This window comes from Winogradskyella vidalii (assembly GCF_013403955.1).
Classification (GTDB): Bacteria; Bacteroidota; Bacteroidia; order Flavobacteriales; family Flavobacteriaceae; genus Winogradskyella; species Winogradskyella vidalii.
This window is the reverse complement of the sequence record NZ_JABFDG010000001.1, coordinates 841,553-868,373: the sequence shown is the minus strand read 5'-3', so window position 1 is coordinate 868,373 and position 26,821 is coordinate 841,553. Positions and strand designations below refer to the sequence as shown.

Genomic DNA, 26,821 nt, shown 5'->3' with positions numbered 1-26,821 from the left:
ATCGAGACACCTTAATTAACTATTTAACTATAATGTTATTAGTCTAGAATTTCAGTAACCTGACCAGCACCAACTGTTCTACCACCTTCACGGATAGCGAAACGTAAACCTACGTTCATTGCAATTGTGTTAATCAACTCAACTGTAATTGTTAAGTTATCACCAGGCATTACCATTTCAACTCCATCAGGAAGTGCAATGTTTCCTGTTACGTCAGTTGTACGAACGTAAAACTGTGGACGGTAGTTATTATGGAATGGTGTATGACGACCACCTTCTTCTTTCTTAAGGATGTAAACCTCTGCTTTAAATTTAGCATGTGGTGTTACAGAACCTGGCTTACAGATCACCATACCTCTAGAGATTTGAGACTTCTCAATACCTCTTAATAAGATACCAGCGTTATCACCAGCTTCACCTCTATCTAAGATTTGACGGAACATTTCAATACCAGTAATAGTAGATGTTAATTTCTCAGCACCCATACCGATGATTTCAACAGGATCACCTGTGTTACCAACACCAGTTTCAATACGACCAGTTGCAACAGTACCACGACCAGTAATTGAGAATACATCTTCAATTGGCATTAAGAATGGCTTATCCATATCACGAGTTGGCTCTTCAATCCAAGCATCAACTTGATTCATTAACTCTAATACAGTATCAACCCATTTTTGCTCACCGTTAAGTGCACCTAATGCAGAACCTGCTACTACAGGACCATTATCACCATCATATTCGTAGAATGATAATAAATCTCTGATTTCCATTTCAACTAATTCTAGTAACTCTTCATCATCAACCATATCCACTTTATTCATGAATACAACGATACGAGGAATACCTACCTGACGACCAAGTAAGATATGCTCACGAGTTTGTGGCATAGGACCATCAGTTGCAGCAACAACTAAGATAGCACCATCCATTTGAGCAGCACCTGTAACCATGTTCTTTACGTAATCCGCGTGACCTGGACAGTCAACGTGAGCGTAATGACGGTTTAATGTTGCATATTCTACGTGTGATGTATTAATTGTAATACCTCTTTCTTTTTCTTCTGGAGCATTATCAATCTGATCGAATGATCTTGCTTCTGAATAACCTGCATCAGCTAATACTTTAGTAATAGCAGCAGTTAAAGTTGTTTTACCGTGATCTACGTGTCCAATAGTACCAATATTTAAGTGTGGTTTTGAACGATCAAAAGTTGCCTTTGCCATGTTTAATTTATTTTAATCTTATTATTATTAGTGTTCAATTGTTGTTCTAATTTGTGACTTAGAAAAAAGAGCCAATGACGAGAATTGAACTCGTGACCTCTTCCTTACCAAGGAAACGCTCTACCCCTGAGCTACACCGGCAATTCATTTACGATACCGATTATCAGATTTACGAAGTGAAAATCACGCGTCTTAACTCGTAAATTTTTTAGAGCGAGAGACCGGGTTCGAACCGGCGACATTCAGCTTGGAAGGCTGACGCTCTACCAACTGAGCTACTCTCGCATTTAATCAAAAGTTCTAAAACCCTAAAATTCTAAACCACAAAAATGATAAAGAATCTAAATTTTAGAAAACTTGAAAGGTTTTCAATATTTCAAAGCTTCATGATTATTTTTAGCTCACCTCCTTTCGGTCGGCAATCTTGGATTGATGACTCAACCCAAAGAATCTTAAAGCGTAGTTTTACAAAAGCAAGCTTTTAACAACTTCCATTTTTAAAATTCTTTGTGGGGAGAGCAGGATTCGAACCTGCGAAGACGTAGTCAGCAGATTTACAGTCTGCCCTCGTTGGCCGCTTGAGTATCTCCCCAAAACTTAAAATTCAAGATTTCAAAATTAAGAATTTATTTCTTCCTAAAAACTAAAAAAAAATATAAATTTTAAAATTTTTAAAGAGCCGATGGAGGGACTCGAACCCACGACCTGCTGATTACAAATCAGCTGCTCTAGCCAGCTGAGCTACATCGGCTTTTGTTACATTTTCACGATCAAAAAACGACCATAAAAAAGTCCGCTATTTCTAACGGACTGCAAATGTAATGTTTTATTTATCTAATCAAAACATTTTTTAAAAAAAATTAAATTAATTATGAGCTCTTAATTTTTCTTTACGTTTTTTTATCTGTCTTTCTAAAGAAGCAATAGCTGCATCTGTCCCTTCTTCAAAGGACTTACATTGCTTTTTCACTATAAAACTATCGCCAGGGACGCTAACTTTAGCTTCAACTATTTTATTTTCCTTATCACTTGTATTTTCAACTTTTAAATATACATCAGACTGAATTATTTTATCATAATACATATCTAATTTGTCCATTCGTTTCTGAATGAAATCTATCAGCTTAGCGTCTGCTGTAAAATTAACGGATTGCGTGTTTACTTTCATATATCTTATTTTAAGTTAAACATAAGTGCTAGCTAATTTTAACTAACACATATTAATAAAAATTAAGCAAAGCTTAACGTTGGTTTCTAGGATGCGATTTTGCATGTACTTTTTTTAATTCGGCTATACTGCTATGGGTATATACCTGAGTTGATGCTAAACTTGTATGTCCTAAAAGCTCTTTTATGGTATTTAAATCGGCACCTTGGTTTAATAAGTGCGTTGCAAATGAATGTCTTAATACATGAGGGCTGCATTTTGCTTTCGTAGATGCTTCACTAAAATACTTATTTATTATTCTGTAAACAAGATTTTCATAAACTTTAATACCTTTTTTGGTTAAAAATAACATCTCTTTATCTTCTATTACAGGTAAATTCTTTCGGTAGGCTAAATAACTATTTAAAGACTTTGACAAAGCGTCTAGTAATGGAATATACCTTTCTTTATTTCGCTTACCTAATACTTTTATTTGGTTACTACTCAGGTCTACGTCACGAAGTTTTAATTTAATTAACTCTACACGTCTAATTCCTGTAGCATAAAACAACTCTATAATAAGGTGGTTTCTAGAACTTTCAAAATCGTTAACAACAATTGAGTTTTCTAATACCGTTTTTAATTCTTGTTCCGAAAAAGGCAACTGTAATTTCTTTCCTACTTTTAAAGCTTTATGCTGTTTTAATGGATTAACCACAATAGCTTCAATCTTCAATAAGAACTTATAATAGGTATTTAATGACGATACTTTTCTGTTTATACTTCGATTTGAAATATCAGCATCAACTAAAGTTACAATCCATTGTCTAATTTCAGAATACCCTACTGTTGCGATGTCGTTAGAATTATGATATTGTTTTAAAAAGGCTTCAAACTTTTGAATATCTCTTGTATAGGCTAACACCGTATGCTTAGAATATTTTTTTTCTAATAATAAATAATCTGAAAAGGCTTTAATGCTCATTACATAGTTTTGATTAACATTAAATATAACCATTAATACACAAATAATATTAGCTTAGGTGCAAAAAAAATCCTGCACTAAGGCAGGACTTCTATTAACTTATTTTTAATTCAACGCCTAAGTCGCTGGTTTATAATTTTTATTATCAATGACCATTTTGGCAATGATTTCTTTTAATATTTCTGAAGTTCCTCCTCCTATTGGTCCAAGTCTACTATCTCTAGCCATACGTGCTAATGGATATTCTTCCATATAACCATAACCGCCTAAAAATTGTAGACACTGGTAAATCACATCATCGGCCATTTTTGTAGATTGTAATTTAGACATTGTCGCCTCTTTTACTACATAGTCGCCCATATCTAAGCGCTTGGCTACGTAATAATTGAATTGCTTACAAATTTCCATTTGTGTTTCGCAATCTGCATACGTATGTCTTAAAGCTTGAAATTTATCAATAGTTCTTCCAAAAGCTGTTCTTTCAGACATATATTTTTTAGCATATTCTAAAGCGTATTCGGCTCTTGCATGTGAGTTAACTCCCATTATTAAACGCTCTAACGCAAAGTGTTGCATAATATATGGAAAACCTTGTCCTTCTTCTCCCATTAAATTTGAAGCTGGAATAACCACATTATCAAAAGCAATTTCACCGGTATCAGAGGCACGCCATCCTAACTTATCTAGTTTAGTCGCCGAAATACCTGGTGTATCTCTATCCATTAAAAAGATACTAATACCTTTATTTCCTAATTCAGGATTAGTTTTCGCTGCCACAACTAAATAGTCGCTATACACCCCATTAGTGATAAACGTTTTTGAACCATTAATAACGTAAGTATCTCCTTTTTTAACCGCGGTACTTCGCATACCTGCAACATCACTACCTCCAAAGGGTTCTGTAATACAAAGGCAGCCTATTTGATCACCAGATATACTATCTGCGAGATACTTTTCTTTTATGGCCTCGTCACCTTCTTTATTTAAATGGGTCATTGCTAAATAGGCATGCGCCCACATTGCTGCAGCAAACCCACCAGAATTAATACGTTGCAACTCTTCTAAAAATATAACGGTATAGAACAAATCTAAGTCTAGTCCGCCATATTTTTCAGGATAAGCAAGACCAAAATAACCCATATCTCCAAATTTTTTCCAGATAAAACGTTCTATACGACCCGTTTCTTCCCATTTATCAATATGCGGCACAACTTCTTTTTGCAAGAATTCTCTAAGGCTTTCCCTAAATAAATTGTGCTCTTCAGTAAAATATAAATCAGGCATAAAATTCAATTTGTTATAAGTGCAAATATAACTTAATTATATCGAATTTTTTGACCGGAAAATCTTCTACGAGTAACAAATCATCAATCGAGTTAAAACCATCTCTAAGTGTTCGCTCCTCAATGATATGATGTGCAATTTCGTAGTCTATATATTGAATGGTAACCAGCTCATCTCTAGTCGCTGTGTTAATATTAAAAGTTGTAATTGCTCTTGGTGTTTTAACTACAAAGTCGTTTTTAATACGTTCAATCACTTCAGGAGATAACCCATAAACCTCACTTAGTTGAACTTCTGAAATAAAACCACCTTTAAATTTGTTTCTATAATTAACAATGCGTTCCGATAGTTTTTCACCAACACCATAAACTTTTTTTAATTGAATTGCGGTGGCTGTATTTAAGTCTATTTTTTGCTCAAAGGTTTTTGGATTGTTAGAGTTTGAATAGGAATTACTATACCCTTGCGACTTTGGTTTTGGGTTAGTAACCCAATCTGGAAATTTAAAATAAGGCGAAATAGTGTTTAAAAAAGAATCTGAAACCTTAGTGACTTGCTGAAATTCTTTAGCAGAATTAACCCATTGGTTGCCTTCTCTAAATTGATGCAGCCTATCAATTTCTTCATTAGACATCCCAAGTGAATACCCTTTGTAGTCTGTAATATAATTAGGGTTAAATGGATAAATTTTTGGTTTATTATTTTCAATTTCAATTAAGCGAAGTGAGTCTAATTCGCGTCTAAACGATTCGATTTCAATTTCATTATTTTTAAAATCTTCATTTGAGAATGAAAAAATATCAGGAACAAACCAATAGACACATTGGGCAATTAACAACAGTAATACCAATAAAAAAATCCCACTCCGTTGTTGATTAGAAAACTGGAAATGGGATTTCATATGTATCGTTTTAAAATTTTACAGTAATCACATATTGTTAGTTACACGCATTTGTTGAGCTGATAAATCTCAGACCTAAATTTATAACATTTCATTAAGGTCGTCTGCACCTTCTTCAATAGCATCAGCTTTTACGTTAATGGCTTTGTTATATTTTTTCAACTCCATTCTAATAATTGGAGAAAGAATAATTACACCAATTATGTTAGGGACAACCATGGCAAAAATCATAGCATCAGAGAAATTAATAACTGCACCTAAACTAATAGAAGCACCAACTACCACAAAGAATAAAAATAAGATTTTATAAGCTAAATCAGAAACTTTACCTTTTCCGAATAAAAACACCCAACCTTGCATACCGTAATATGACCAAGAAATCATGGTTGAAAATGCAAATAAAATTACCGCTATAGTAAGTACAATTGAAAAGTGTGGAATAACAGAATCAAAGGCTGTAGCTGTAATTTCTACCCCTTCTTTAATCTCTACACCATACTGCATAAAGCCACCATCAAAATTTGTAATTACAATGACCAATGCTGTCATTGTACAAATTACAACGGTATCGACAAAAGGTTCTAACAGTGCTACAATACCTTCAGAGGCAGGATACTTTGTACGAACTGCAGAGTGCGCAATTGCAGCAGAACCCACACCAGCTTCATTAGAGAAAGCACCTCTTCTAATCCCTTGAATCATTACACCTACAAGTCCACCAGCGATACCTAACCCAGAGAAAGCGCCATTATAAATTAACATGAAAGCATCATCGATTAAACTAAAATTAGCAAATAAAATAATCAAGGCTGCTAAGACATATATACCAGCCATAAAAGGCACCACTTTTTCAGTAACTTTAGCAATACGTTTAATACCTCCAATAATTACAATAGCAACAAGTGCCGCCATAACGAGTCCGAAATAGAGTCCTGCATTAGAAGCTGGATCTAACTCAAACAACTTCACAAACTGAGCTGCGGCTTGATTGGCCTGAAACATATTTCCACCACCAAAAGAACCTCCGATAACGAAAATAGCGAATATGACAGCTAACACTTTACCAAAACCTGCCATACCTTTGGCTTTTAAACCTTTAGTAAGGTAATACATTGGCCCTCCATATACCGTTCCATCTTCACCTACATCTCTATATTTTACCCCAAGTGTACACTCAGCAAATTTTGAAGCCATTCCTAAAAACCCAGCAACAATCATCCAAAAAGTGGCTCCTGGTCCACCTATTGATAGTGCTACAGCAACACCTGCTATATTTCCTAAACCAACGGTTGCAGATAAAGCTGCTGTTAAAGCTTGAAAATGCGAAACTTCGCCATCTGCACCATCATCTTTAATTGTTTCTATTATATTTTCACCTTCATTTGGCGTACTATCACCATATAATGTATCAGCACCATGCTTTTCAATATCCTCATATTCACCTTTTACCACTCTAATAGCCATTCTAAAGCCAGTAACATTGATAAACTTAAAATAGATTGTAAAAAATAATGCACCTCCTATTAATACGATTAACACCCACGGAATACTTATGTATGGTGCTTTTGCAGCAAGCACAATATCTTGCGTATTGTTAATATATGCCTCAGGAATTGCTATAACCGCATCATCTTTTATATAAACATTCTGACCTGATTTAATAGCTAGTTTAGTTGCTATTTTTATACTCGGCATTTTTATATCACTAAAATAAACGGTATCGTTTTCAATCGTCTTATTAAATGCTTGAATATCTGTTGAAGCCGTATTTAAAACAACTTTCTCTTCGATTTCACCAAAAGGTATTTCCCAAAAAATACCATCGACAAACCAGCCTGTGTAATCTTTAAAGTTTCGGTCTATTTTTTGAGAAGTGGTTTCTTTAGAAGGAGGCTCTTGAGCAATAATTAATAGAGGTAAAATTAATGTCAAAAGGGTAAGAAGATACTTCTTCATTTGTGTAGTTATTAGTTAGTTTTTTAGTTTTAGAGGTGACAATATGCGAAAAAAAAATGAGTCAATAAAGCAACACCCTATAAAATGGTTGTATTTTTTTCACACCCTATCAACATAAATTTAATGTCAACAAATACACTCGTCTTAAAAAAACATGAAAATCGTAAGTCAAAACACTGAACTAACCTACTGAATAAAAAGTGCTTAAAAATCAAATAATTTTATTACAAGTCGAAGACAGATGACCGCTTAGTGTAAACAATATCTTTAATTCGCATCCAAAACGCCAAAAATAAATATAAGGCAAAACCAAAGCCAAGTGTAACAAATGTAAGATACATAAAGGACGTTCTTACAATTTTAGCTCTTATTCCTAAACGGTCTGCAATACGTTGACAAACGTAATAACCTCGTTTTTGAAAATATAAAAGTAAATTATAAGATTTATTCATACTGCAAGTTAGCTAATTTTCATTATATAATTACATCACTTCACAATCAAATTACTGCCAACAGCACAATGTAAGCACTTATTTTTATCACAATAATTCTGTTTTAACTGTAATAATGCTTGAGAATTTAATGCATTTTTTTCTACTGGTTTTAAATCTAAAAATTTTGAAACAATAGTGTTCTTCTCAATTTTAATCGTTCTTATTAATTTAAACATCGCTTCTTCAACTGGTTTACCTTGTAGCTTAGCGTAGCTAAATTTCAAAGGAATAAGAGTATTAATAATTAATAAATCGACAAATGCTTTTGTCAACAACTTAGATGATGCTTTTGAAGTTTTTGCAAATGTATAATGTGATTTCCAAAAACTAGTAACGTCTATATTAAAGAGCTTATAAAACGCTTCTTTTGTATTACACTCCATAACTTTAGAAAATAAGTGCTGTTCAAGACTATATAGATTCGCAAATTGTGACAAACGAATGGTGGGAAAATTTGGTGGTCGCAACCTAAAAAACTGCAAAGGGAAAACCCCTAGATTAGTAAGCTTAAATTTTTGTTTTAAAAAACCATAACGTTCTTTTAAATTTAAGTAGTAAACGTCTTCTATAATATCTTCTGACAACAAATTAGCTTGACCAAAAAGTAGAGCTTCAATATCAAAAGTATTATTTTGAAGTTTCCTTAGAACAGAAAAATCCATGGAATTGGCTAAACTAAAAAAAGACGCTCCATTGATTTTTAAACCAAAATTCTTCAAAAGCATCTTAAATAAAACGGCTTCCCAATCGTTATTAGAATCTTTTAATAATTGTTGTATGGTTTCAGATTTACGTTCTAAACGCTCAATATAAAGCCGTTCTAGCCAATTATTTAATAAAAAATTATCAACTTCAGCAAAACTAGCTTCACAATTAATCCAAGTTTTGGACTGCATTAATTTTTTGTATCCTGTAATTAAGTTCTGATTCACGTGGTGTTTTAATTCTAAAGTCGGAATTTCAGAATTATCTTTTCTAAAGATTTCGGTATCATGCTCCCATACCACATGAAGAATGACATTATCATAAGCCTTATCTGTTTCGTGATTATGAAGGTACCAATCCGAAGATTTTATATGAATCTCTACATTACCAGCCCAAAGTTGTGTGTCAATACTCAATTGCGCATTGAAGAAATCTGGACCTGCATTATAGTTATGCTGCCCTAATTGAAAAATCGTTATAAGCTCTTTTTTGGTTGTTTTTAATACTGATGAATCAAAGGCTTTATGTTTCCAGATGTAGTGGAGAAAATCTTCTTGCATCCTCTAAAATAGAGAATTAGACTCAAAATCACAGTAATTTTGTGAAAACTATTTCGAAATTTGATTTCTATTTAAACTGTAAAACAGATTATTTCACGTTGATAGCAATGACGTAAACAAAAAAAATCCTGAGTAAAATTCAGGATTTTTATTTTTATATAGTGAGCACTTCGACTTCGCTCAGTGACCATAAAGCAATTCATTTATTCAATGTAGCCCATTTCTCGCATCCAATCGTCATTAAACATTTTTCCTACATAACGACTACCGTGATCGTGAAATAAAACGACGACAACATCCTCTGGTTTAAAATGTTCTTTTAATTGTAAAACGCCTTTAATAGCTGCTCCGGCAGAATTCCCTAAGAACATTCCTTCTTCTTTTGCTAATTTCTGCGTGTACACTGCTGCATCTTTATCTGTTACTTTAGTAAAACCATCAATAACTTCAAAATTAACATTAGCGGGTAAAATATCTTCACCAATACCTTCAGTTACATAAGGGTAAATTTCATTCTCATCAAACACACCTGTTTCGTGATATTTTTTAAATACCGAACCATACGTATCAATTCCCCAAACTTTAACATTAGGGTTTTGTTCTTTTAGGTATTTCCCAACACCTGAAACCGTTCCTCCAGTGCCAACACCAACCACAAAATGAGTCACTTTTCCATCGGTTTGTTTCCAAATTTCTGGTCCGGTACTTTCATAATGCGCTTTAGTATTACTCAAGTTATCATACTGATTAACATACCAAGAATTTGGTGTTTCTTCACCTAAACGCTTTGATACTGAATAGTAACTTCTAGGATCTGTTGGCTCTACATCTGTTGGGCAAACCACAACCTCTGCCCCTACAGCTCTAAGAATATCCATCTTTTCTTTGGACTGTTTATCACTGATTACAAAAATACATTTGTACCCTTTGATAATGGCTGCTAATGCTAGTCCCATTCCTGTATTTCCAGACGTACCCTCAATAATTGTACCCCCTGGTTTTAAACGACCATCGGCTTCAGCATCTTCAATCATCTGTAAAGCCATACGGTCTTTTACAGAGTTTCCTGGGTTAAAAGTTTCGTATTTAGCGAGAACTAAACATGGTAAATCTTCCACTAGTTTGTTCATTTTTACTAATGGTGTGTTTCCTATTGTACCTAATATATTTTCTACGTAGTTCATTTCTGTTTATTATTTTTATAGAGGTAAAATGTATGCTCCTTTACTCTAATCTTGTGATGGTTAAACCTTTTTCTTAGGTTCGTTTCCTAATTGTTTTTTTTGGAAGGGCAAAGTTACGTTAAATGTTGTGTTTTACTAATTTTGAATTTATTAATGTTTTGTTATTAAAATTTGAAAGTTATTGCACTGATATACGTAGCAGATTTGTTTTAAACTTCTAGAAGATATAAATACTAAAAAAAACTCTCTCGTGAAGACGCTAATATGAAAAGAAGCTAAGTTATATCTATAAAAATATTATACGAGGTTTCACAAAGAATCCATAGAGATTCACGGAGAAAACACAGCAAACATTAATAAAAAAATCAAGGGAGGTTTTTAATCAAATCGAATCGCTTTAACTGGCGAAATCTTTGAAATAATTATTGAAGGAATCAACAACATTAATAAGCACGCAATGAATGTACCAATGTTAAGAATAACAATATAATCCCAACTGATGTAAACAGGTGCAGTATTTACGTAATAAGTATCAGGGTTCAGAGGAAAAAGCTTCAAATATTTTTGAGCAAATAACAAACTTAACCCAATTATATTTCCCCATAATAATCCTAAGCCAATAAGGTAAGAGGCATTGTAAAGAAACACTTTTCTAATGGTCCAATTAGAGCTTCCTAAGGCTTTAAGAATCCCAATCATTCTTGTGCGTTCTAGAATTAAAACCAACAAAGCGGTAATCATATTAATACCAGCTACAATAATCATAATGGCTATAATGCCGTAGGTATTGGTATCAAAAATCTTAATCCACTCAAATATGGTGTAATATTTTCGAGTAATTGAAGTGGCATTCATTAAAGATGGTACTTCCTTAAATACTTCAACGGTTTTTTCTTCAATCTTAGAAAAATCATCAATAAAGACTTCAAAATTTCCTATTTGATTAGCCTCCCATCTATTTAGCCTTTGAATATGTCTTAAATCTGCAATACAGAATTTTTCATCGAGTTCTTGAAAACCCGAATTATAAATCCCTACAATTTCAAAACTCATTAAACGTGGTAGCTTGTCTATTTCCTCAGCAAATAAGGTCTGAAACTTATCGCCGACGTTAAATCCTAAACGATTGGCTAAATATTTTGAAATTAAAACTTCTTCGTTTCGGTCTTTTGAATAATCTGGCAATCGACCGTCTATTAAAAAGGCTTTAAAATATTCCCAATTATAATCGGCTCCGACACCTTTTACAACAACACCTTCAAAATCTGTTTCAGTTCTAATTACCGCAAATTTTGTAGCGACACCTTGAATATGTTTTACCCCTTCAACAGTTGTAAAATCGGGATAAAAATCTTGGTCTATAGAAATGGGCACTTGCGATTCATCAGAAGCATTTGTATCGTAATTAGTGATTTCAATATGGCCATTAAACGCCACAACTTTATCTCTAATTTTTTGTTGCAATCCCAATCCTGTAGCAATAGCAATAAGCATTACAATAATACCAATAGCAATTGCGGCGATACCAATTTTAATAATTGGTGCCGAAACACTACTTTTATACGTATTATTGCCAATTATACGTTTAGCTATAAATAACTCGAAATTCAAATCTACTTTATGCTTTTAAAGGATGTCAAAAATACAGTTTTATTCTCGATTATTATCGGGATTTTCTCTCTTACGTTTTCATGCGGGAATAATATTAAGTCAGAAGCCAAAAGTGCTAATCTAGAAGTCCAAGACACAGCGCTTATAGACCTTGCTTTAAATAAGCGTATTGACACTCCCAAAATGTCAATTATTATTGGCGCTAACAGAACTGAGCTATACCTGCCTAAACTAAAAAACAAACGCGTTGGTGTAGTTGCAAATCAAACAAGTGTGATTTTTAAATCTGAAAACACACTGTTCAAAAATGACCATAACATTCATATTGTAGATTCGTTATTAGAATTGAATATTGATATAAAGAAAGTTTTTGCACCAGAACACGGGTTTAGAGGAACTGCAGATGCAGGTGAAGTTGTTAAAGATGGTATAGACACTAAAACGGGCTTGCCTATTATTTCGCTTTATGGCAAAAACAAAAAACCTAGTAAAGAACAGCTAGATGGAATTGATGTGGTAGTCTTCGACATTCAAGATGTTGGTGCACGTTTCTACACTTACATATCTAGCTTACATTATGTAATGGAAGCTTGCGCCGAACAAAACATTCCTGTTTTAATCTTAGACAGGCCTAACCCGAACGGTCATTATATTGACGGACCAATTTTAGAAATGGAACATCAAAGTTTTGTTGGTATGCATCCTATTCCCGTAGTTCATGGGATGACTATTGGCGAATATGCGACCATGATTAATGGTGAAAAATGGTTGAAAAATGGTATAATATGTGATTTAACTGTTATTCCTGTTAAAAATTACACCCACCAAACCGCTTATAGCTTACCCATAAAACCTTCGCCAAATTTACCAAATGATACCGCGATAAACTTATACCCAAGCCTCTGTTTTTTTGAAGGTACAAATATTAGTATTGGCCGTGGCACAGACAAACAATTTCAAGTGGTTGGAGCGCCTTTTTTCAACTCAACATCATTTCCTTTTGAATTTATACCAAAATCAAATGAAGGTGCTAAATACCCTAAACACGAAAACAAGATTTGCTTTGGCTATGATTTAACGCAGCATAATAAATTAGATATCTTGAATTTAGAATGGCTCATAGAATTCTATACGCAGAACAAAGCTGTAAATCCTGAAGCATCTTTCTTTACAGACTTCTTTACGCTATTAGCAGGAACAGAAAAGCTACAACAACAGATTGAATCTGGACTTACAACAAAACAAATAAAAGCAACTTGGCAAGAAGGTTTAGAAACTTTTAAGGTGACGCGAAGTCGTTATATGATGTATCCCTAACTAAAAACATTATTAAGTTAAGAGACTAGAATCTCTTGGTTTTAATAGATAAAGCCCAATATTCTATTTCTATTTTTCAGTCTTTTAAAAGATTTTAAAACTGAAGTATATAGTTTAATAAAAAAAATAAGGATGACAACAAGGAAAATACGGACAAAATTTTTCAAATAATACTTATACTTTTTAGTTAAGCTTTAGCTGTTTTAGCTCAACAAATTATGATTTAGATTAAACTTAAAATAAGTAAATTACTTACAAAACCATAAAACTTCTACAAACAACATTAATTATAGAAGAACAGTAATTTTAGATTATAAAACCTTTAGAATTATTCTTTCAAAATATCTATCAATCGATTTGGATAGTCCGTTATAATACCATCGACTTGTAAAGTAATCATATCTCTAATATCTTTTTCCTCGTTTATAGTCCAAGGAATAACTTTATACGCTTTAGACTGGTATTCTTTTACAGCATTAGCAGATAATAATTTAAAATAAGGACTTATAATTTCGGGTTTAAAAGACAAAGTTTCTAGTTTACCTTCAATGGTTTCATTCCCTTCAACTAATAAAGCTAACTCTATTTCTGGTGCTTGTTTTTTAACTTCTTCAAGAATCGCAACATCGAAAGACTGAAGTGTTACACGACTTAACATTTCCTCTTGCGTAATCAACTCTAAAACTAGCGCTACATAAGCTTTAGGATGTGGCGTAAAAATGCCATAATAACTTGGGTCCGATTTAATTTCGATATTAAACTTTACATCAGACTGTTTGGTTTTTACCAAATCGAATACTTCAGATAATAACGGCTTGTAGGTTTTAATTTTTTCTTGCAGAGGATAGATAGGGTGAATTTTACTTCCACAATCAAACTGTTTTATTTCCTCATAATTCATTTGATATAAATTGAATTCTGTAGCTAATGCATCTGGAATAATACCACCTTTAACATCATAACAAATTACAGGATTCATATAAGGTTCGTGAGAAACCACAACTTTATTATCTTTTGAAATCACAACATCCAACTCTAAAGTATGAACTCCAATGTCTATCGCTTTATCAAAAGCTGGTATAGAATTTTCGGGAAATAGACCTCTAAAACCACGATGCCCTTGGATATCAATTTCTGTATTTTTAGTCGTACAACTCATAGTTAAAAGCGTTAAAATAACAATTGTATTAATTGTCAATATCTGCGGAGAGGGTCGATTTTTCATAACTTTGAAAAGGTTGTTTTAAGAGTTCCTTAATACTACTATTTTTAACTTCATCTGGAAAAACATCAACACCATAAATCAACTTCTCACGATCTAAATACTTATAAGTACCAAATAAGCGGTCCCAGATACTAAAGATGTTTCCATAATTAGAATCTGTATATGGCAATCTATAATGATGATGCGTTTTATGCATATCTGGCGAAATAATCACGTAACTTAAAGCCTTATCTAATCGTTTTGGCATTTTAATATTGGCATGTGTAAACTGAGTAAACACTAATGACATAGCTTGATAAATCATGATGATTGCTATAGGGGTTCCAACAATAAAAACGCCAAGTAATGTAAATACAAACCTGATGATACTTTCTATTGGGTGATGCCGATTTGCTGTTGTAGTGTCTACTTTATGATCTGTATGATGTACTAAATGCACCATCCAAAGTGGTTTTACTTTATGCTCTACAAAGTGTACCAAATACGCTCCAAAAAAATCGAGTAAAACAACGCCTAGTAAAACATAAAGCCACAACGGCATTTGAGGTAACCAATTAATAATCCCAAAATCATTAGCCTTTACCCAATCTGCCGAAGCTAAAAGCAAAAAAGCTAAAGCAAAATTTATTATGATAGTCGTTAGCGTAAAAAATAAATTAGGAATGGCATGTTGCCATTTTTTGTAGGTGAACTTAAATAAAGGCAAACCACTTTCTAGTAACCAAAACAAGGTGAGACCACCAACCAAAATGAGACTTCGATGCGCTGAAGGAATAGTTTCAAAATAAGTAATAATGGTTTCCAATTGAGGTTATGAATTAATATTAATTAACTGCTGTGCCTTTTTTAAATCTACAGAAGATAATTTAGATTTCCACGCTTCTGCTTTAGTGTTGTCATTTAAAATTTTATAAGAGGTATAATATAAAAACGCAAAAAATGCTTGGTTATTAGCCGCTATATTTTCTGCCTCCATTCGCTTTAATTGTCTAAGTACTTTTCGTGGGCGTTCTAGAATTAAATATTTTTGAATCTCTAAAAGTGCCACGCGCTGTTTTAATGCTAATTGCTCTTCGGTTGGGCTCGTAACAATTAACGCCGTGGCTTCCTTTAAATATATAGTTGACAAGTCAATGATTTCTTCTCTAACTTCTTCTTTCATATACATTGAAAAATCGAGATATTTTGAAGACAAATAAAAAGCTGAATAAAAATCCTTTTTTTTATCATAACCGTTTAATTCATTAGAAATAAACGCTGTATTCAAGGCATAATTCTGAATCAATGTTGATATATTTTGATAATTTTCGGTATAGTATAACACATTTAGAATATTCCCATTGGTATCTAATATTTTAATAGAATCGTCATTAAATTTATCAATGTATTCCTGGCTGCGTTTACCTTTAATCGCTTTAAATAAATCTTCGTATTTAAATTCACTGACAATGACAGGTACAAAATGCTGCCAAATTAATGGACTAATACTTTCATCTTCAAACATATTTTGAATTAAAATAGTATTTCCTTTATCGTCATTTACAAAAACATGATAAGGATAATTGGTAGATTCTTCCCAAACCATTAACACCATTTTATTTTGAACTGAAGCTAAACTTTGAGCGGTCTCCAAATCAGTCATCCAAGGTTGTCCGCTAGACATATTAACCGCAAAAAGAACAAATAATGATTTTATAATAAAGTTTTTCATGTTGTATTTTTTATAGGAGTTATTCATCAAAAAGTATTCCGAAGACTCCTTACAAAACTAAATTTACAATACACAGATTAAAAACAGTCATTTTCTATTTGTTTTAACTTATTGAATTCGTTTTTTCATCGCTTCAACAATATTATAAGCCGCAGGACAAATGGCTACATTTTTTAAGGTTAAATTAGAAATCTGTTGAAATTTTTTACGGTCCGTATGCGGAAACTCGCGGCATGCTTTTGGTCGCACATCATATATGGAACAATAATTATCTGCTCCGAGAAACGTACAAGGGACAGACTGTAAAACATAATCATTTTCTTCATCTAAACGTAAATATGAGGCTATAAACTGCTGCTCTTTCATTTTGAAAAACTTAGCAATTCGACTAATATCTTTATCTGTAAATAAAGGTCCCGTAGTCTTGCAACAGTTAGCACATTCAAGGCAATCGGTACGTTTAAACTCAGCTTCATGCAACTCTTGCATCAGATAATCTAATTGCTTTGGTGGTTTCTTTTTTAGCTTTGTAAAAAAGGTTTTATTCTCCTTATGCTTATCTTTGGCGAGCTTTGGAAGGTTATTAAGTTGGTCTTGCATGCAACAAATTTAAGTAAAGTTCGTGACACAATTTTCATAAAAATAGAAATTACAAGAACTGCTTTATAACAAAAAACGACATGAAAGACCTTTTCGGAAAAGCATTACAAGATTACCAAAATGGAAATTATTCTGAAGACCTTATAACATCCACAAACATTTCGGATGAGGATAAATTACCACTGCCCTATTTATTTAGAAGTTTTTCTGAAATGCCAAAACTTGAACAAAAAGCGCTTCAATTAAGTAAAGGAAAAATTTTAGATGTTGGCTGTGGTGCCGGAAGTCATGCCTTATGGTTACAAAATAACGGTAAAAACGTAAAAGCCATTGACAGTTCTGAAGGTGCTATTGAAGTCACCAAAAAACGGGGTATTAGTAATGCTGAATTACAACCACTTCTTAAAGAAACCCAAACCTTTGACACCATTTTATTATTGATGAATGGCACAGGAATTTTTCAAGAATTAACTCAGGTGGCGACCTATTTGAAGCATCTAAAATCGCTACTAAATTCTGGTGGTCAAATTCTGATTGATTCTTCTGACATTTCTTATATGTATGAAGATGAAGATGGCGGATTGTGGCTAGACCTCAACCAAGGCTATCCTGGTGAATTGGATTATTATTTGTCTTATAAGGGCGAAAAAGAAGTCCCTATGAAATGGCTTTATCTCGATTTTAATACTTTAGAAACCGCTTGCTTGTCGGTAGGTTTAAAATGTGAAAAAATTATGGATGGTGAGCATTTTGATTATTTGGCGCGGATTTTTTAGGCTAGGACACAAAGTTCCACAAAGAGGGCTCAAAAGACACAGAGATAAACCTTTGCAAACTTCTTGTAATAGCTTTTATTTACACTTAACCTTCTCTATTTGAACTATTCTAAATTTATAATTACTAAATTTAGACTATGGTTGAGAATAAAATATCAAATATTATTTTAGGCTGTGCCATAGAGGTTCACAAACAGCTTGGGCCTGGACTTTTAGAATCTGCTTATCAAGAGTGCTTATATTATGAGTTAAGAAAAGCAGGATTAACAGTACAAAAAGAAAGAGCATTACCAATAGTTTACAAGGACATAAAATTAGATCATGGTTACAGGATTGATTTGCTTGTTGAAAACAAAGTAGTTATTGAAATCAAAACTGTTGAAGCTTTCTCAGATGTTCATCTAGCGCAAGTGCTAACATAATTAAAACTTGGAAATTTTAAATTAGGACTGCTTTTAAACTTTCATGTTACAACTTTAAAAAACGGAATAAAACGTGTAATTCTTTAAAAAATTAAAATACAAAAGCTTTGTGATACTTCGTGTCTGCTTTGTGAAACTTTGTGCCACAGTTTTCTCATTTGTCCAATAATCAATGCATAAAACTAGGCTACTGTTTATTTTTTCAAGAAAAATAAAGACACTATTGAACCTCACCTCCTACTACAGTTTTCAACACCTTAATTTCAGGAATTGCCTTAGCTTCAACGGTCATAATATCTTTATCTAACATGATAAAATCGGCAAACTTCCCCACTTCTATACTTCCTTTTTCTTTTTCTTCAAAATTAGAATACGCTGCCCAAATGGTCATTCCTTTTAATGTCTCTTCACGACTCAATGCATTTTCCATTTGAAAACCACCTTCAGGATAAGCTTCTAAATCTTGCCTTGCTACGGCTGCATAAAACGTTAAAAATGGACTGACCTGCTCCACAGGAAAATCAGTTCCTAAAGCTACTTTACCATAAGCATTCAATAATTGCTTGTAAGCATAAGCTCCTTTAATACGGGTCGCACCTATACGGTCTTCGGCCCAATACATATCGCTAGTCGCATGGGTTGGCTGAATTGAAGGCATAACATTTTTATAGAATTCAAAATCTTCATCCGAAATAATTTGAGCATGCTCCACACGCCAACGTCTATCATTTTTGCCTTTTAGCACTTTATTATAAGTTTCTAAAACCGCTCTATTAGCAGAATCGCCAATAGCATGAGTATTCATTTGAAAATCGGAATTAGCGATGCGCTCTGCAGCTGTTTTTATCGTTTCTAAATCGGTAACCATCAAACCCAAATGATTAGGTTTATCGGAATAAGGTGCTTTTAACATGGCGCCTCTTGAACCTAAAGCACCATCTGCGTACACTTTAAACGAACGTACATTGAGGTAATCTGTTTTTGTAATGCCTTTATCTAAAAAATAATCTAGATTCTCTTCGGAATAAGAGACCATTGCATACATACGCATTTTTAAATCTCCTGAAGTTTGAAGACTATCTATAATTTCAATAGCTTCTTTGCTTAATCCTGCGTCATCTACAGTTGTTAAACCTAAAGAAAAAGCTATTTTTTGTGCTTCTAATAATGCGTTTACATAATCTGCTCTGCTTGGTTTTGGCCAGTGGTCTAACACTAACTTTTGTGCGTTATCTATTAAGATTCCGGTGGGCTTTCCATTTTCAATAACAACTTCTCCGCCTTCAACTTTACTCGTTACTGTAACTCCCCCTAAATCTAAAGCTGCCTGATTCGCTAATATGGCATGGCCATCAATACGAGTTAGAGCAATAGGTGTATTAGGGTACAACTTATCTAAAAGGTTTTTAGTTGGCAATTCCTTATCCTCCCAATCATTCTCATCCCAACCGCGACCAAAAATAAAAGCCTTATTATTTTCATTCTGAAAATCTAAAACACGTTTCATCATCTCCTCAAAGCTTGTGGTACCAACTAAATTAACTTGTTGTTGATTGAAGCCTAAACCTAAAAAGTGACAATGCGCGTCTATAAATCCTGGTAAAACGGTATTTCCATCAGCGTTGATAGTGTCTATAGCTTTGTATGTAGAACTGATTTCAGATGTCGTTCCTACTGCTACTATTTTTCCATCTTTTACCGCAAATGCTTCGGCTTTATTAAAGTTATCATCAACGGTATAAATATTAGCGTTGGTAACTATTAAATCAGCTTGTGCTTTATCTTTTTGACAAGATAAAATAGATAAAAGGCAAAGGGCGACTAGTATATGTTTCATTTTTAATATTGTATTGATTGTAATTAAAACCTGACTTCCGCTCAAAAAAAGTTAAGTCTAAAAGTTAATTGTAAAAATAAGAAAAGCGCTCCGATTTGGAACGCTTTTAAAAATCTTGTCTATAATTGAAATAAATTCAGGATAACATCATTTTAAAAATCAAACTGATAGGTTGCTCCCGCAAGTACCTGAATGCCTTGCACAGGGAAGTTTGACCAACGTTCATAATTTTGATTTAAAATATTATTCCCTTTCGCAAATACCGATAATTGATCGTTGATTTTATAACCCACATGTGCATTAAAATCAAAATAACTTTCTAAGCTAACACGTGTTGGTGATGATAATGACCCAACAACGCCCACAGTATCTTTTCGTTCGCCTACAAAATAAGCACTCGCCCCAGCAAACCATTGTTCTGAAATTTGATAATCTAAAAATAAGGAAGCTTCCAAATCCGGTAAATTCCAAGCTTGTGCTTCATTACCTGTATCATAAGCGAAGTATTCTCCTTTTACACCTAAAGAGAAATTCCTGTTGAAATCAACGTTCATTTCACCAGCGATAGAAAATGTAGTGACATCATCGTAAACCACACCAAAAGAATTTCCAAATTGATAATCTTCGGTTGGCGTCGTAAATGTATCGTTAGCTTTAAACAAGGCTTTACCTTTTTCTGATGTATAATTTCCACTTACGTTATAGCTGATATTATTGGTTAACTTCCCTTTTACCCCAACAAAAGTTTTAAACTGTTGGTCTGTTGGCGCTATAAAAAGTGTTGGAGACACAAATGGATTTACGTTTGCAAAATCGTAATACGAATTCTGAATCACACCACCTTTAAGTCCACCGTAAGCAATTAAAAGTTCATCAACTAAACGGTAAGATGCATCAATATTAGGGTGAATATAGAATTTACTTTCACTTAGTTCTGTATCATTAAAATAGGTTAATCGCACGCCCAAATTAATTGTTAAATCATCTTGATTCAATTGGTAAGACGGTGCTAAACCAACCATAAAATTTCCGTAATTGATACTTGAAAGTCCCTCATAAGTTGAATCGAAGTTTCCAACTAAACCATCTAAAAATACTTCCGTTTCAATTTCTGCATCTTGCACCATAACCTCAAAATTAGTGTTCGCTTTAAAACGGTTTTCTCCAGAATCTCTATCGTCACCAAAATGTCTAAAACGAAGACTTACATCCTTTACAATTGCATTATCAAAATTTACTTTACCGCCAACATTAAAACTCGTATAGGTGTGTTTAGGATCTATGGTGTTTGATTCTGCTTGCCCAAATAAATCTTGAGGTAAACCATACCAATTATAGGTTTGCATATCAAAACCTCCATCGACTTTCCAGTTAAAGTACCTTTCATTTTTGGTGTAATGCGCATTTAAATTGGTCTTAGAAAAGTTATCATCTAGCAATAAACCATCGATACCGCCTTGAGAAGAATGGTGACTAAAATAACCACCAACATTTTCGTCTCTACTTAATTCGTGATTTAAATAAACTTCACCTAAAACAGTCGTGTAATTACCGAAACCTAAGGAGGCGTAATTATCATATAATTTAACAGGTTTTACTCTATCTACAGTCGCTGCTTTTCCCTTTGCAGGTGTAAACGTTGATGCCACAGGAATAGAGAAAATATTATATTTTATTTCTTTTTTCTTAACCGCATTAGAATCACTCAACTTTGGATTATCCTTTATTTTGAAGGCATCCGAAATTGTTGGCGTATAAGGTTTAATTACATTTACCGTTTGATCTGCTATGGTATCTTTATCTTGAGCATAACTAAATGCCAGACTCAATGTGAAAATGGATAAGATGATATGTTTAATTTTCATGTGTATTATTTTGATTTGATTGAAACTATCTAACTCTATAAACCAGTTAATATCTGATCGAATTCCCCTGGCTGTATAGGATTACATTCAGCAAAATTTTGTTCAATAGGTGGATTATTAGTGAATAAACAAAAGAAACCTGATTCAATAAAAGTTTGTTCATTTTCAATTATAATTTTGTATTTATAAGTGCCATCTGGAATTCCTTCTACTCCATTAAAATCATAAGGAACATTTGGAAAAAGTTCAGTTGAATCACTACCATAATTATTACTTTCAAAAATAATTTCATCAGTATTATTATAAATAGTTACCGTGTGATTAGCATATAATTCAATGTTTTTAATTTCAAATCGATCATTAACGCCATCATTATTTGGAGTAAAAATATTATCTACTATAATTTCTCCTAAAGATTGGTCTAAATTATCTACATTTTCTCCAAAAGCAGTATCAGAGGAACAGCATCCTGTGAAAGCATCTACTACTTCTTCAGGTGTTTGTTCATCATCACCACATGAGATTAACGTAAAGGCTAGTAATAGTACTTGAACACCTATTAAAACACTTTTAAGTTTTTTCATTGCTTGTAATTGAGTTTTTACAAATCGATTGAGAGACTCCTGCTTTCGCAGGAATTTAGTCCTCAGTTTCTATTGATGAATTCGTTTTTGCTTCTTCAGTTTTGATTTTATTAAGTTCTAAAGTGGCTTCTTCTACAACTTCTGTAAAATCAGGGAAGTTGCTAATCACGCTTTCTAAAATATAAGTCGCTTGAAACGCATCACCTAACGCATAAAAGTTCTTTGCCATAACCACCAAACCTTTGGCGCTATACAATTTATAACTCCCGTAATCCTTGGCTAATTTTTGAATAATGGTGTTAGACGCTTCGTAATCGCCGGCTTTATTTTTAAAATAACCATTATAGTACAGCGCTTCAGCCGCCACGCTTCCTGTAGCTATTTTTTCTATTTCGGCATAAGCTGTTTTGGCTTTATCCTCATGACCCGCTTTAATTGCTGAACGTGCTATAATTAATTTGGCATCACTCTTTACTTTGTTATCTAGTTTTGAATTACTTAATACTTTTTGAGCATAGCTTTCAGCTTTCGTAAAATCTTCGGTTTGATAGTACGCATTCATTAAATTAGACTGAGCGTAAATAACATTCTGTGGGTAATCCGCTTCGGCCTCTAATCGTTGCAATACTAAAATGGCTGTTTCCCAATTAGAATTACTTAAATAAATTTCACTGAGTTTAACAATAGCTTGTTCTGTATATTCAGATTTTGAAGCTTCAACAACCGCTTTATAATGTGGTTGTGCATTTTCAAATAAATTCTTTTTATAATATAACTGCGCTAAATAAAAATGAGCTTTAACCTTATGGAGTCCGTTTGGAAATTCATTTAAATATTTATTAAATTGACGAATAGCTTTATCCGTTTCATTATCTAAATACGGTTTTTCTGCTGCAGAATAGCTAGCGTTATCTAAGTCGACATCAGTCACCTCAACATAATCTAAAGTTCTTACCCAAGACGCATATTCATCAACATTACCCATATCAATGTAAATTAATCGCGCCGTTGAAACCGCTTGAACCGCTTCACCTGAACCCGGGAAATCGGTTGCTACTTTTTTAAACTTAGTTAAGGCTCGGTTATTATCATTGCCGTTGTAATACACTAACCCTTGACGCAGTAAAGCTTTTGATGTAAAAGCACTTGTTTTATACTCGGCATTAAGACGATCATAAGTCTGCATCGCTTTATCCGTTGCGTTAGATTTTACATACGAATTTGCCAACTCATACATTGCATCGTCTCGTAAAGCTGATTTTGGATAATTAGTAATAAAGGCATTTAGTGCTGAAATTTTTGCATCACCTTTTCCTAAATAACCTTGACTCATTGCCGTCTGAAATGCCGCATAATCCGTTTCAATTTGATTAATTTGAATCGCTTTTTTATAAGCATCTATAGCCTCGTTATAATTACTAGACACAAAATAACCGTCAGCTAATCTCAAATACGCATCGTTTTCACGAAGTTTATCGTTGGTACTGGTTTTTATAAACCGTTCAAAATAGTTTGAGGCATTATCGTAATCCTTCAGCTTAAAATAGGTGTAAGCTAAATTGTAGTTTAAGTTTTCGTTTTCTGGCAAATCAGCCGATTCGCTAAATCCATCAAACTGTTTAAAACCAATTAGTGCAGCATTATAGTCTCCTAAATTGTATTCTGTTTCTGCTTTCCAGAAGGTTGCTTTAGCTTCAAAAACGGCATCAATAGGTTCTTTTAATGAGCCATTGAATAACACTAAGGCTTCATTGTATTTATTTTCATTATACAACTCAACCGCTCTAAAAAAGGCCACCTTTTGGTAAGCTGCTTTGTTTTCAAAACTATTTTTGCCTTTTAAAAGTTCTAAAGCTTCAATATAGTTTTTTGAAGTGATGTAAGAATCTATTAAGAGTGTTTCAACTTCATCCTTGTAATTTGTATCTGGATATTGGTCTAAGTAGCCCGTTAAAACTTGAGGAACGGATTGGTATGGATTTCCAATTTCGTAACTAATTTTGGCATAATTCAACCAAGCATCTTCTTGAATTTTTAAATCAAAATCCATTTGCGATGCATTTCTAAACGCATTTAAAGCCTCTTGTTTTTTGTCTAAATTGATATAGCTTTCTCCTAAATGATAATAGGCATTTTGCGCTACTGGATTATTTCCGCCAATAATTTTATTGAATTCTGAAATGGCACTTTCAAAATCATTTTGCTTGTAATAAGCATAACCGAGTTGGTAATAATCGGTATTATTCCACTTTCGATTTTTACCTTTGTATTCTTTTAAATAGGGAATAGCTTCTGCATATTGCTCGAGATTAAAATAACTCTCGCCTATAATTTTTGATAACTCGGACTTTTCAGCAGCATTACTTTTAGGTAATTGGGCTTCTGCAAGTTCAATAGCTTTTTCAAATTTGCCGAGTTTAAAATTTAAATCGGCTTGGTAATAGGATAATTTCTCTTTGTATTTTTCATTATCGCTTACTTGATCAAAGTAGGTGTTTGCTGTATCATAATCATCACCTTCATAAGCTAAAAACCCTATATAATACTTGGCTTGCGAGCCGTATTCTTTAGAATTCACCACTCTATTTAAATATTTAGTGGCTTGTTTTTCATCTTTAGTAGAATACAAAGTGTAGCCATAATTAAAGTTAAAACGGTCTTTTTCTGCTCTGGCAATACTGCGCTCGTCTACTCTATCGTACCATTTGCGTGCATAAGCATATTTACCGTTATTAAAATAATAGTCTGCAACATCTAAAAAAGCAGTATTCTTTTTAGTACTTGTAGGATACTCCTCTACAAATTCGGTGATTAAATCATCGGCATTTTTCTGATTTAAACGCACCGCACAATTGGCAATATAATAGGCACAATCTGATTTTATAGTGATATCGCTTGTATCACCTTTAACAGCGTCGAACAAAGACTGTGCGGCTTTGTACTGCTGATTATTATAGAGCGTTAACGCCTTCTGGTAATCTTGTAAATCGCTAGTATAAACAGCCGATTTTTGCGCTATTCCTAGTGATGAAAAAACTAGAAAAACGATGATTAACTGTCTTTTGAGTAACATCATTTGTTATACGTTTTTTTAATGATTTTATTTCTGTTCAAATATAATTCAATCCCAAATCTATAACGAGAGATTTTGCTTATAATTATGCATGGAGTTATTAAGTTTTAGTTTTTAGTCTTAGTCTCCGTTTTTAGTAGTACACCATAGAGATTAAAAAATAATTTATTTAACTATTATTAGCGAATTAAATTCTATGAGTCTGTCTGTTTTTCTGTAAATTGGCTACTTAATTAAGCATTAATCGTCCTGAAATTAATTCAGAAGCATAAAAACATATATTTTGAATAGAATAAGCCAAAAATTAAACGAAGACAACAACCTATTATCTATATATTTTACTGCTGGTTATCCTAGTAAAAACGATACCGTTAGCATCATCAAAGCTCTTGAAAACAATGGTGTTGACATGATTGAAATTGGACTTCCTTTTAGTGACCCTTTAGCCGACGGACCAACCATTCAGGCAAGTTCTACACAAGCGTTAAAAAATGGCATGACAAGCGCACTGTTATTTGATCAGTTAAAAGACATTCGCCAATCGGTTTCCATTCCATTAATAATTATGGGGTATTTTAATCCTATATTACAATTTGGTGTCGAAGCATTTTGCAAAAAATGCCAAGAGGTCGGTATTGACGGACTTATTATCCCTGACTTACCTGTAGAAGTCTATCATTCTGAATACAAAGCTATTTTTGAACAGTACGGATTAATTAATGTTTTCTTAATTACGCCACAAACCTCAGAAGAACGCATTAGATATATCGATTCGGTTTCTAATGGTTTTATTTATATGGTGAGTTCGGCTAGTGTAACAGGAAGTAGTTCTGGTTTTGGCAGCACGCAAACCGATTATTTTAAACGTATCGCTGACCTAAAATTAAAAAGTCCACAAATAGTAGGCTTTGGCATTTCAGACAACGAAACATTTACACAAGCAACTCAGCATGCTAAAGGCGCTATAATTGGGAGTGCTTTTATTAAACATTTAACTAAAAATGGCGTGGCTAACATAGATAACTTTGTTGCTTCTATTAGACCCTAATCTTAAACTTTTTTAACGTTATGAGCTTAGACTTTAATAAAGTCTTATGAGAAAAAGCCCTGTTGTTTTATTATATTATGAGTGAATCAAAAAAAATAAAACTATGGGAATTATAAAAGACAAAAAGAAGTTTAAAACAAAAACTGAAAATCAAACCAATTTAACTAATCCAACAGCAAATGTCAACCAAAAAACTAATGAGTTTGATATTGACAAGAAAACAATAAAAGACCAGCAATCTAAAAAGTAATTGCGGTTATTTAAGATTATAAAAAAGTCTATTCATACCTTTGGATAGACTTTTTTTTCT

General features: G+C 33.1%; 23 protein-coding genes and 4 tRNA genes. 5 read left to right on the top strand and 22 right to left on the bottom strand.

Annotated features, from left to right (window positions below; translation table 11 throughout):
* Positions 1-38: 38 nt before the first annotated feature.
* From tuf to HM982_RS03480, 14 genes are all read right to left on the bottom strand, one after another.
* The gene (tuf, locus tag HM982_RS03545; protein WP_179351735.1) at positions 39-1,226 is read right to left on the bottom strand and encodes an elongation factor Tu; all 1,188 of its coding nucleotides are present in this window, start codon (positions 1,224-1,226) and stop codon (positions 39-41) included.
* Positions 1,227-1,295: 69 nt separating this feature from the next.
* Positions 1,296-1,367, bottom strand: a tRNA-Thr gene (locus HM982_RS03540).
* A 71-nt stretch (positions 1,368-1,438) separates the two neighbouring features.
* A tRNA-Gly gene (locus HM982_RS03535) sits at positions 1,439-1,511 on the bottom strand.
* A 225-nt stretch (positions 1,512-1,736) separates the two neighbouring features.
* Positions 1,737-1,818, bottom strand: a tRNA-Tyr gene (locus HM982_RS03530).
* 85 nt (positions 1,819-1,903) lie between these two features.
* Positions 1,904-1,977, bottom strand: a tRNA-Thr gene (locus HM982_RS03525).
* Positions 1,978-2,091: 114 nt separating this feature from the next.
* The gene (gene hpf, locus HM982_RS03520) at positions 2,092-2,394 is read right to left on the bottom strand and encodes a ribosome hibernation-promoting factor, HPF/YfiA family (protein WP_179351734.1); all 303 of its coding nucleotides are present in this window, start codon (positions 2,392-2,394) and stop codon (positions 2,092-2,094) included.
* A 73-nt stretch (positions 2,395-2,467) separates the two neighbouring features.
* Complete coding sequence (locus HM982_RS03515) at positions 2,468-3,358, bottom strand: tyrosine-type recombinase/integrase (RefSeq protein WP_179351733.1); 891 nt, start codon at positions 3,356-3,358, stop codon at positions 2,468-2,470.
* Between the two features lie 117 nt (positions 3,359-3,475).
* The gene (locus HM982_RS03510) at positions 3,476-4,642 is read right to left on the bottom strand and encodes an acyl-CoA dehydrogenase family protein (protein WP_179351732.1); all 1,167 of its coding nucleotides are present in this window, start codon (positions 4,640-4,642) and stop codon (positions 3,476-3,478) included.
* Positions 4,643-4,655: 13 nt separating this feature from the next.
* Positions 4,656-5,543 (bottom strand): ComEA family DNA-binding protein, encoded by an 888-nt coding sequence (locus HM982_RS03505; RefSeq protein ID WP_179351731.1) that lies wholly within the window; start codon positions 5,541-5,543, stop codon positions 4,656-4,658.
* Positions 5,544-5,624: 81 nt separating this feature from the next.
* Positions 5,625-7,499: an alanine/glycine:cation symporter family protein gene (locus HM982_RS03500; protein WP_246296560.1), complete on the bottom strand. Its 1,875-nt coding sequence runs from the start codon at positions 7,497-7,499 to the stop codon at positions 5,625-5,627.
* A gap of 224 nt (positions 7,500-7,723) precedes the next feature.
* Positions 7,724-7,951, bottom strand: a complete 228-nt coding sequence (locus tag HM982_RS03495) for a PspC domain-containing protein (RefSeq protein WP_179351730.1) — start codon at positions 7,949-7,951, stop codon at positions 7,724-7,726.
* Positions 7,952-7,986: 35 nt separating this feature from the next.
* Positions 7,987-9,258 (bottom strand): DUF2851 family protein, encoded by a 1,272-nt coding sequence (locus HM982_RS03490; protein ID WP_179351729.1) that lies wholly within the window; start codon positions 9,256-9,258, stop codon positions 7,987-7,989.
* Between the two features lie 203 nt (positions 9,259-9,461).
* Positions 9,462-10,442: a PLP-dependent cysteine synthase family protein gene (locus HM982_RS03485; protein WP_179351728.1), complete on the bottom strand. Its 981-nt coding sequence runs from the start codon at positions 10,440-10,442 to the stop codon at positions 9,462-9,464.
* A 378-nt stretch (positions 10,443-10,820) separates the two neighbouring features.
* Entirely contained in the window at positions 10,821-12,053 is a 1,233-nt protein-coding gene (locus HM982_RS03480) for an ABC transporter permease (RefSeq protein ID WP_179351727.1), read from the bottom strand.
* Positions 12,054-12,062: 9 nt separating this feature from the next.
* Here HM982_RS03480 and HM982_RS03475 point away from each other — a divergent pair, with 9 nt between their 5' ends.
* A complete protein-coding gene (locus HM982_RS03475) occupies positions 12,063-13,370 on the top strand; it encodes an exo-beta-N-acetylmuramidase NamZ family protein (protein WP_179351726.1) in 1,308 nt (435 codons plus the stop codon).
* Positions 13,371-13,698: 328 nt separating this feature from the next.
* Here HM982_RS03475 and HM982_RS03470 read toward each other — a convergent pair whose 3' ends face one another.
* From HM982_RS03470 to HM982_RS03455, 4 genes are all read right to left on the bottom strand, one after another.
* A complete protein-coding gene (locus tag HM982_RS03470; RefSeq protein ID WP_179351725.1) occupies positions 13,699-14,529 on the bottom strand; it encodes a glycerophosphodiester phosphodiesterase family protein in 831 nt (276 codons plus the stop codon).
* A gap of 28 nt (positions 14,530-14,557) precedes the next feature.
* The gene (locus HM982_RS03465; protein WP_179351724.1) at positions 14,558-15,400 is read right to left on the bottom strand and encodes a sterol desaturase family protein; all 843 of its coding nucleotides are present in this window, start codon (positions 15,398-15,400) and stop codon (positions 14,558-14,560) included.
* A gap of 6 nt (positions 15,401-15,406) precedes the next feature.
* On the bottom strand, positions 15,407-16,306 hold the full coding sequence (locus HM982_RS03460; protein WP_179351723.1) for a hypothetical protein: 900 nt from the start codon (positions 16,304-16,306) through the stop codon (positions 15,407-15,409).
* A 108-nt stretch (positions 16,307-16,414) separates the two neighbouring features.
* Positions 16,415-16,906 carry a YkgJ family cysteine cluster protein gene (locus HM982_RS03455; protein WP_179351722.1) on the bottom strand — a complete coding sequence of 164 codons (492 nt, stop codon included), beginning with the start codon at positions 16,904-16,906 and terminating at the stop codon, positions 16,415-16,417.
* 80 nt (positions 16,907-16,986) lie between these two features.
* On the opposite strand from HM982_RS03455, the gene HM982_RS03450 reads away from it, so the two are divergent.
* Together HM982_RS03450 and HM982_RS03445 are read left to right on the top strand one after the other, a co-directional pair.
* Complete coding sequence (locus tag HM982_RS03450; protein ID WP_179351721.1) at positions 16,987-17,682, top strand: class I SAM-dependent methyltransferase; 696 nt, start codon at positions 16,987-16,989, stop codon at positions 17,680-17,682.
* Between the two features lie 137 nt (positions 17,683-17,819).
* Positions 17,820-18,104, top strand: a complete 285-nt coding sequence (locus tag HM982_RS03445; protein ID WP_317167416.1) for a GxxExxY protein — start codon at positions 17,820-17,822, stop codon at positions 18,102-18,104.
* A gap of 220 nt (positions 18,105-18,324) precedes the next feature.
* Here the strand turns inward: HM982_RS03445 and HM982_RS03440 are convergent, their stop codons facing one another.
* The 4 genes from HM982_RS03440 to HM982_RS03425 all read right to left on the bottom strand — a co-directional run bounded on the left by HM982_RS03440 (position 18,325) and on the right by HM982_RS03425 (position 25,466).
* Positions 18,325-19,941, bottom strand: a complete 1,617-nt coding sequence (locus HM982_RS03440; RefSeq protein ID WP_179351720.1) for an amidohydrolase — start codon at positions 19,939-19,941, stop codon at positions 18,325-18,327.
* A 152-nt stretch (positions 19,942-20,093) separates the two neighbouring features.
* Positions 20,094-21,806, bottom strand: a complete 1,713-nt coding sequence (locus HM982_RS03435; RefSeq protein WP_179351719.1) for a TonB-dependent receptor — start codon at positions 21,804-21,806, stop codon at positions 20,094-20,096.
* Positions 21,807-21,841: 35 nt separating this feature from the next.
* The gene (locus HM982_RS03430) at positions 21,842-22,390 is read right to left on the bottom strand and encodes a T9SS type B sorting domain-containing protein (RefSeq protein ID WP_179351718.1); all 549 of its coding nucleotides are present in this window, start codon (positions 22,388-22,390) and stop codon (positions 21,842-21,844) included.
* A gap of 55 nt (positions 22,391-22,445) precedes the next feature.
* A complete protein-coding gene (locus HM982_RS03425; RefSeq protein WP_179351717.1) occupies positions 22,446-25,466 on the bottom strand; it encodes a tetratricopeptide repeat protein in 3,021 nt (1,006 codons plus the stop codon).
* Positions 25,467-25,746: 280 nt separating this feature from the next.
* On the opposite strand from HM982_RS03425, the gene trpA reads away from it, so the two are divergent.
* Both trpA and HM982_RS03415 read left to right on the top strand, forming a co-directional pair.
* Positions 25,747-26,511: a tryptophan synthase subunit alpha gene (gene trpA, locus HM982_RS03420; RefSeq protein WP_179351716.1), complete on the top strand. Its 765-nt coding sequence runs from the start codon at positions 25,747-25,749 to the stop codon at positions 26,509-26,511.
* A 103-nt stretch (positions 26,512-26,614) separates the two neighbouring features.
* Positions 26,615-26,761: a hypothetical protein gene (locus tag HM982_RS03415; RefSeq protein WP_179351715.1), complete on the top strand. Its 147-nt coding sequence runs from the start codon at positions 26,615-26,617 to the stop codon at positions 26,759-26,761.
* The last annotated feature ends 60 nt before the right edge of the window (positions 26,762-26,821 follow it).